The sequence below is a fragment of the Cupriavidus sp. 05N40 genome, assembly GCF_056397305.1.
The window spans coordinates 26,680-34,343 of record NZ_JBFTND010000057.1 but is presented as its reverse complement, the minus strand read 5'-3'; the positions used below and the strand labels follow the sequence as shown (position 1 = coordinate 34,343).

6 protein-coding genes are annotated in these 7,664 nt (G+C 66.2%); 5 read left to right on the top strand and 1 reads right to left on the bottom strand.

Annotated features, from left to right (window positions below; translation table 11 throughout):
• The first annotated feature begins 111 nt into the window (after positions 1–111).
• A complete protein-coding gene (galU, locus tag AC1DO7_RS15675) occupies positions 112–1,104 on the top strand; it encodes a UTP--glucose-1-phosphate uridylyltransferase GalU (RefSeq protein WP_441614584.1) in 993 nt (330 codons plus the stop codon).
• A 45-nt stretch (positions 1,105–1,149) separates the two neighbouring features.
• Here galU and AC1DO7_RS15670 read toward each other — a convergent pair whose 3' ends face one another.
• Positions 1,150–1,620 carry a GDP-mannose mannosyl hydrolase gene (locus AC1DO7_RS15670; RefSeq protein ID WP_441614586.1) on the bottom strand — a complete coding sequence of 157 codons (471 nt, stop codon included), beginning with the start codon at positions 1,618–1,620 and terminating at the stop codon, positions 1,150–1,152.
• Between the two features lie 551 nt (positions 1,621–2,171).
• Here AC1DO7_RS15670 and AC1DO7_RS15665 point away from each other — a divergent pair.
• The 4 genes from AC1DO7_RS15665 (at position 2,172) to AC1DO7_RS15650 (ending at position 7,661) form a co-directional block, all read left to right on the top strand.
• Positions 2,172–2,330, top strand: coding sequence for a hypothetical protein (locus AC1DO7_RS15665; RefSeq protein ID WP_441614588.1), 159 nt, complete (start codon positions 2,172–2,174; stop codon positions 2,328–2,330).
• 639 nt (positions 2,331–2,969) lie between these two features.
• A complete protein-coding gene (gene fdnG, locus AC1DO7_RS15660; protein WP_477116302.1) occupies positions 2,970–6,038 on the top strand; it encodes a formate dehydrogenase-N subunit alpha in 3,069 nt (1,022 codons plus the stop codon).
• A gap of 13 nt (positions 6,039–6,051) precedes the next feature.
• Positions 6,052–7,008, top strand: coding sequence for a formate dehydrogenase subunit beta (gene fdxH, locus AC1DO7_RS15655; RefSeq protein ID WP_441614592.1), 957 nt, complete (start codon positions 6,052–6,054; stop codon positions 7,006–7,008).
• Between the two features lie 11 nt (positions 7,009–7,019).
• Positions 7,020–7,661: a formate dehydrogenase subunit gamma gene (locus AC1DO7_RS15650; protein WP_441614594.1), complete on the top strand. Its 642-nt coding sequence runs from the start codon at positions 7,020–7,022 to the stop codon at positions 7,659–7,661.
• The last annotated feature ends 3 nt before the right edge of the window (positions 7,662–7,664 follow it).

The following is a 7,664-nucleotide window of genomic DNA, read 5'->3' as shown; positions in this document are numbered from 1 at the left end:
CAGCCGTCTTGCAGTGCGCTTCGCTGCCGGTTCCGCGGTCCGTTTTGCAGTTCGTTTTGCCCCCCATCTCGCAGCAAGTCAACGGAAGAACCACACTACGGGAGTCGCTCCATGCTCAAGATCAGGAAAGCCGTATTTCCGGTAGCCGGACTCGGCACGCGCTTCCTTCCCGCCACCAAGGCAAGCCCGAAGGAGATGTTGCCGGTCGTCGACAAGCCGCTGGTCCAGTACGCCGTGGAAGAGGCCATCGCGGCCGGGATCACCGAGCTGATCTTCGTCACCGGGCGCAGCAAGCGTGCYATCGAGGACCACTTCGACAAGTCGTACGAAGTGGAGGCGGAATTGCTGGCGCGCGGCAAACAGTCACTGCTCGACCTGGTGCGCGGCATCAAGCCCGCCCACGTCGATTGTTTCTATGTGCGGCAGGCGGAGCCGCTCGGGCTCGGCCACGCGGTGCGGTGCGCCAGCAAGCTCATCGGCGACGAAGCGTTCGCGGTGATCCTGGCCGATGACCTGCTGGACGCGCGCACACCCGTGCTCAGGCAGATGATCGAGGTCTTCGACCACTACCACAGCAGCGTCATCGGCGTGGAAGCGATCCGGCCAGAGGATTCCCGCTCCTACGGCGTGATCGAAGGCAAGCCGTGGGACGAGCGCGTGTTCAAGATGTCCGGCATCGTGGAAAAGCCCGCGCCCGAGGCGGCGCCGTCCAACCTGGGCGTGGTCGGGCGCTACGTCCTGATGCCCAGCATCTTCGCGCACCTGAACGCGCTCACGCCGGGCGCCGGCGGCGAGCTGCAGCTGACGGACGCGATCCAGGCGCTGCTCGGCCATGAACAGGCGCTCGCTTACCGCTACGAAGGCCGCCGCTTCGACTGCGGCAGCAAGCTCGGCTACCTCAAAGCCACGGTGGAGTTCGCGCTGCGCCATGCCGAGGTGGCCGCGCCGTTCGCCGAGTACCTGCGCACCGAGTGCGCGCTATTCGCTCAGCCCGCTCAGTCCGAGCAGGCGCACCCGGCTGGCACCGCTGCCGATGCCCCCGCCGCCGCGGCCGATGGCAAGGCCGCCGGCCGGGACGCCGCCCTGGTCCCGCTGGCCGCGTGAGCCGGCCCGGCGGCGGCCTGGCACCCGCCTGGTGCACCAGGGCACTCAGCGAAAGTAAGCCTTGGTGTTTTCATGCACATCGTCGCGGCCGAGGAGTTCCGCCGGGCTCATCCAGCGATATGCACTGTGCTGGCCCGGCGTGCCCACGGCAGCCTCCCTCGCCTCCTGCGTCCCGGCAGGCATCGTCCAGGCGTAGGCCAGCACGACATAGTGGGTGGTGACGCCAGGCTCGCCGGCAAAGTTGTCCGGGTAAAGGTGCTCGAACACGCCGCGCGCGGTGGCGCTGGCACGCTCCACGCCGGCGATGCCCAGTTCGTCCGCCACGATGCGGCGGAATGCCGCATCCAGGTTTTCGTCCTTGCGGATGCGCCCGCCCGGCACGAACCAGGTGTCGCGCGCCGGGCGGTTGCGCCGCCGCCCCAGCAGCGCGCGGCCCTGCGCGTCGGTGACGATCAGGTCGATCGAGACCAGCGGGGCGTGGCGGACCACGGAAAGGAAATCCATTGCGCCAAGCATCGAATGCAGCTCCTGGGATGGCATGCGGCGGCCAGGCCAGCCGCATGCAGCAAAAGGGGAAGTCGTAAAAGGGAAGTCGTAAGGGGGACGTCGTAAGGGGGAAGCGTACCAGTACCGCGCCGGCGCGGAGGCGCCTTCGGGCGGTGGGCAGGCGAACCCGGGCTTGCGCCTGCAGGGGGGATGACCGCAGACGTCGACGCACCCTCGCCGGCGCAGAAAGGCGCCCCGCCCACCGGGGGATAGGCGAGGCGCAAAACGCGCGCAAGTGGGTCAGACCTGCACGCGGCCTTTCGAGCCTAACCGCGTCCGCGCGATTGCAGCGTGGGCTAGCGCACCAGGCGTTGCCGAAGGCGAACGATTGGCGGAAGGCGACGGCATGCCGGCAGGCCGCCGCGGGCGCCATACCACCCTGACGTTGGGTATCCCTTCAGACTGGACCACGGCTGACGTTATTTTCCATGCGGCCGGGACTGGCCTGCCGCATGCCGGGCGCCCGCGCCCGGGTATCATCGCGCGCCAGCAAACCGTGCCCGACCGCACGCAGAATCACCATGCACCCTGAACTGACCAAATTTGCAGCGCTGTGCTGCACCTTCACCGCAGTGCTCTTTACTGCGCTGTGCATCCGCTATATCCGCAAGCGCTCCCGCGTGGACCTGCGCATCGCCGAGCTCGAGGCGCAGTTGCGCGAGCGGCTGCGCAACCGCTGACGCATCGCGCGCCGACTCCCCAGCGTTGTGCGGTAATCGCACGACCAGTACACGGTCCCGGCCTGCGCGAGCGCAGGAACAGAGGCGGAAAATAGGGGCTATTCTCTATACTATGTCTTATAGGCAATACGTATGATTCGTCGCGTGCCAAGTCGCAGCAAATACCTATAAATCCGAGAACTGGGCCAAGCGCGGTTTTGCCGCCTGGAACGATTTGGTTGCCGGTCTTCGCTGTGTGATTCCAGCAATGCCTACGCAGGCCACAGAGTCCGCGGGGCTGGAGTCACGATGTGCGGGATGTCGCGGGGTGTAAAAAGCCATTCTTCGGAATGGCTTTTTTTATGGTTGTGACCCGTCCTGCACAAGCTGAAGCAGGTTGAAGCAAGGTAGAAGCACGGTTGAAGCCTGGTCGACACGGTTCCCGCGCGGGGATGTTGTCGATCGGAAGTGGCTTCCGGGCGCCTGGGCCGGGGCATCACGGCCCCAAGCGGCCCAGGGCGGTGCGACCGGCAACGCCCCGCGGAGGCCGCCCTCGCGGCAAATCCCTCAAAAAGCCGCAATGCCATGCCATTGTGCATCTGGCTTCCTATACTGGACGAGACAATCCCCACCGCTGTCGCCATGCCCAGGAGGGTAGCCATGGTAACGATGAACCGGCGCCAGTTCCTCAAGATAACCGGCGCATCCCTAGCAGGCTCCAGCCTGGCGCTGATGGGATTCTCCCCCGGCGAGGCGCTGGCGGAAGTGCGGGCCTACAAGCTGGCGCGCGCCACCGAGACCCGCAACACCTGTCCGTACTGCTCCGTGGCCTGCGGCATCCTGATGTACAGCCTGGGCGACGGCGCCAAGAACGCCACCGCCAGCGTGATCCACATCGAAGGCGACGCCGACCACCCGGTCAACCGCGGCACGCTGTGCCCCAAGGGCGCCGGCCTGATCGACTTCATCCACAGCCCCAGCCGGCTGAAATACCCGGAGTACCGGGCGCCCGGCTCGGACAAGTGGCAGCGCATGTCGTGGGACGACGCGCTGGATCGCATCGCCAAGCTCCTGAAGGAAGACCGCGATGCCAATTTCGTCGACAAGACGGCGGACGGCAAGACGGTCAACCGCTGGCTGACCACCGGCATGCTGGCCGCATCCGCCAGCAGCAACGAGGTGGGCTACCTCACGCAGAAGACGATCCGCAGCTTCGGGATTCTGGCCTTCGACAATCAGGCGCGCGTCTGACACGGCCCGACGGTGGCAGGTCTTGCCCCGACGTTTGGCCGCGGTGCGATGACGAACCATTGGGTCGACATCAAGAACGCGGACGTGGTCCTGATCATGGGCGGCAATGCGGCCGAGGCGCACCCGTGCGGTTTCAAATGGGTGACCGAAGCCAAGGCGCACAACAAGGCCCGGCTGATCGTGGTCGATCCGCGCTTCACGCGCTCGGCCTCGGTGGCCGACATGTACGTGCCGATCCGCACCGGCAGCGACATCGTCTTCCTCGGCGGCGTGATCACCTACCTGCTGGCCAACGACAAGATCCAGCACGAGTACGTGAAGAACTACACGGACTTCTCCTTCATCGTGCGGGAGGACTTCGCCTTCGACCAGGGCATCTTCTCCGGCTACGACGCCGGCGAGCGCAGCTACGACAAGTCCACCTGGGACTACGAGCGCGGCGACGACGGCTTCGTCAAGACCGACCCCACGCTGGCGCATCCGCGCTGTGTGTTCAATATGCTCAAGCAGCACTACGCGCGCTATACGCCCGAGATGGTGGAGCGCGTGTGCGGCACGCCCAAGGACAAGTTCCTGGCGGTGTGCGAGATGATGGCCTCCACCGCCTCGCCCACGCGCGCCATGACCATCCTGTACGCGCTGGGCTGGACGCAGCACTCGATCGGCTCGCAGATCATCCGCACCGGCGCCATGGTGCAGCTGCTGCTGGGCAATATCGGCATCGCCGGCGGTGGCATGAACGCGCTGCGCGGGCACTCCAACATCCAGGGCCTGACCGACCTGGGGCTGCTGTCGAACCTGCTGCCCGGCTACATGACGCTGCCCAGCGAGGGCGAGCAGGACTACGACAAGTACATCGCCGCGCGCGCGCTCAAGCCGTTGCGCCCCAACCAGCTCAGCTACTGGCAGAACTACCCCAAGTTCCACGTCAGCCTGATGAAGGCGTGGTGGGGCAACGCCGCCACCRCCGACAACCAATGGGCCTTCGACTACCTGCCCAAGCTCGACAAGCCGTATGACCTGCTGCAGGTGGTGGAGCTGATGAACCAGGGCAAGATGAACGGCTACATCGCCCAGGGCTTCAACCCGGTGGTGGCCGCACCCAACAAGGCCAAGCTCATCGCGGGCCTGAGCAAGGTGAAGTTCCTGGTGATCATGGATCCGCTGGCCACCGAGACTTCGGAGTTCTGGCGCAACCACGGCGAGATCAACGACGTCGATCCGGGCAAGATCCAGACCGAGGTGTTTCGCCTGCCAACCACCTGCTTCGCCGAGGAAAACGGCGCGCTGGTCAATTCGGGGCGCTGGCTGCAATGGCACTGGAAAGGCGCGGAGCCCCCGGGCGAAGCGCGCAGCGACCTGGAGATCATGTCCGGGCTGTTCCTGCGCATGCGCAAGATGTACCAGGCCGATGGCGGCAAGTACCCCGACCCCATCGTCAACCTGACCTGGCAGTACGCCGACCCGGCCAGCCCGAGCCCGGAAGAACTGGCCAGGGAATACTCGGGCCGCGCGCTGACGGACCTGCAGGACCCAAAGGATCCCACCAAGTTCACGCGGCGCGCCAACGAGCAGCTGGCCGGCTTCGGGGAACTGCGCGACGACGGCAGCACCGCCAGCGGCTGCTGGATCTTCTGCGGCGCGTGGACTGCCGCCGGCAACCAGATGGCGCGGCGCGACAACGCCGACCCCAGCGGCATCGGCCAGACCCTGAACTGGGCCTGGGCGTGGCCTGCCAACCGGCGCATCCTCTACAACCGCGCCTCGTGCGACCTCAGCGGCAAGCCGTTCAATCCGGCGCGTCGGCTGGTCGCCTGGAACGGCAAGAGCTGGGGCGGCGCCGACGTGCCGGACTTCAAGGCGGACGAAGACCCGGCGGGCGGCATGAGCCCCTTCATCATGAACCCCGAGGGCGTGGCGCGCTTCTTCGCCCGCGCCGGCATGGCCGAGGGGCCGTTCCCTGAGCACTACGAGCCGTTCGAGACGCCGCTGGGCTACAACCCGCTCAACGACAAGCAGCCGCAGGCCACCAGCAACCCGGCCGCGCGCGTCTTCAAGGGCGACCTGGAGGCAATGGGCAAGGTGGCGCAGTTCCCGCATATCGCCACCACGTACCGGCTCACCGAGCATTTCCACGGCTGGACCAAGCACGCCCGCATCAACGCCATCCTCCAGCCCGAGCAATTCGTGGAGATCGGCGAGGCGCTGGCCAAGGAGATCGGCATCAGCGCGGGCGACCGGGTCAAGGTGTCGTCCAACCGCGGCTTCATCAAGGCCGTGGCGGTGGTGACCAAGCGCATCAGGCCGCTCAAGGTGGACGGCAAGACACTGCACACGGTCGGCATCCCGATTCACTGGGGCTTCACCGGACTGGCCAAGCCGGGCTTCATCACCAACACGCTGACACCGGTGGTGGGCGACGGCAATTCGCAGACGCCCGAGTTCAAATCCTTCCTCGTGAAGGTCGAGAAGGCCTAGGGAGGAGCATGCCATGGCACTGCAATCACTCGATATCCGCCGGCGCTCGGCTACCACCACGCCATCCACGCAGGCGCGCGTGCCGGTCACCGGCTCCGTGGCCAAGCTGATCGACACCACCAAGTGCATCGGCTGCAAGGCCTGCCAGGCCGCGTGCATGGAATGGAACGACCTGCGCGACGAAGTCGGACACAACGTGGGCGTGTACGACAACCCGGCCGACCTCAGCGACCAGTCGTGGACCGTGATGCGCTTCTCCGAGTACGAGAACCCCAACGGCAACCTCGAATGGCTGATCCGCAAGGACGGCTGCATGCACTGCGACGACCCCGGCTGCCTCAAGGCCTGCCCGGCGCCGGGCGCCATCGTGCAGTACACCAACGGCATCGTCGATTTCAATGAGGAGAACTGCATCGGCTGCGGCTACTGCATCACCGGCTGCCCGTTCAATATCCCGCGCATCTCCAAGCACGACCGCAAGGCGTACAAGTGCACGCTGTGCTCGGACCGGGTCGGCGTGGGACAGGAGCCCGCCTGCGTGAAGACCTGCCCGACCGGCGCCATCGTGTTCGGCACCAAGGAAGACATGAAGCAGCATGCGGAAGAACGCATCGTCGACCTGAAGTCGCGCGGCTTCGACAAGGCCGGCCTGTACGATCCGGCCGGCGTGGGCGGCACGCACGTGATGTACGTGCTGCATCACGCCGACCAGCCATCGCTCTACCACGGCCTGCCCGACGAGCCGCGCATCAGCCCGCTGGTGGGCCTGTGGAAGGGCCTGGCCAAGCCGCTGGCGGTGGCCGGCATCGCCGTCACCGCGCTGGCGGGCTTCTTCCACTACATCCGCGTGGGCCCCAACGAGACGCTGCCAGAGGACGAGGCCGCCGCGCAGGCCGAACTGGCCCGCGAGCGCGAGCGCGCCGGGCGCGACCCGCGCGATCCGGACGATTCGCGCGGCTTGCCCGGCTGAGGAGGAACGCCATGAGACCCGAAGACAGGCCCGGCCTGATCGTGCGCTACACCCCCGGCGAGCGCACCAACCACTGGATCGTCGCCATCACGTTCATCCTGCTGGCGCTGTCCGGGCTGGCGATGTTCCATCCGTCCATGTTCTGGATGAGCAACCTGTTTGGCGGCGGCACGTGGACGCGCATCCTGCACCCGTTCATCGGCATCGTGATGTTCGTGGCGTTCCTGTGGCTGTCGCTGCGGTTCTGGCACCACAACATGCTCGACCGCAACGACCGCGTCTGGCTCTCGCAGATCCGCGACGTGCTCAACAACCGCGAGGAGGCCCTGCCCGAAGTGGGACGCTACAACGCCGGCCAGAAGCTGCTGTTCTTCGTCATGGTGCTGTGCATGCTGTTGCTGCTGCTGTCCGGCATCGTGATCTGGCGGGTCTACTTCTCCGCGTACTTCCCGATCGGCATCATCCGCTTCTCCGCCGTGGTGCACGCCATTTGCGCCTTCGTGCTGATTTGCGGCATCATTGTCCACATCTATGCCGCGTTGTGGATCAAGGGATCGGTCGCAGCCATGACGCGCGGCACGGTGACCTATGGTTGGGCCTGGAAGCACCATCGCGCGTGGTTCCGGGAAGTCTTCAGGCAAGGCAACAAGTAGCGC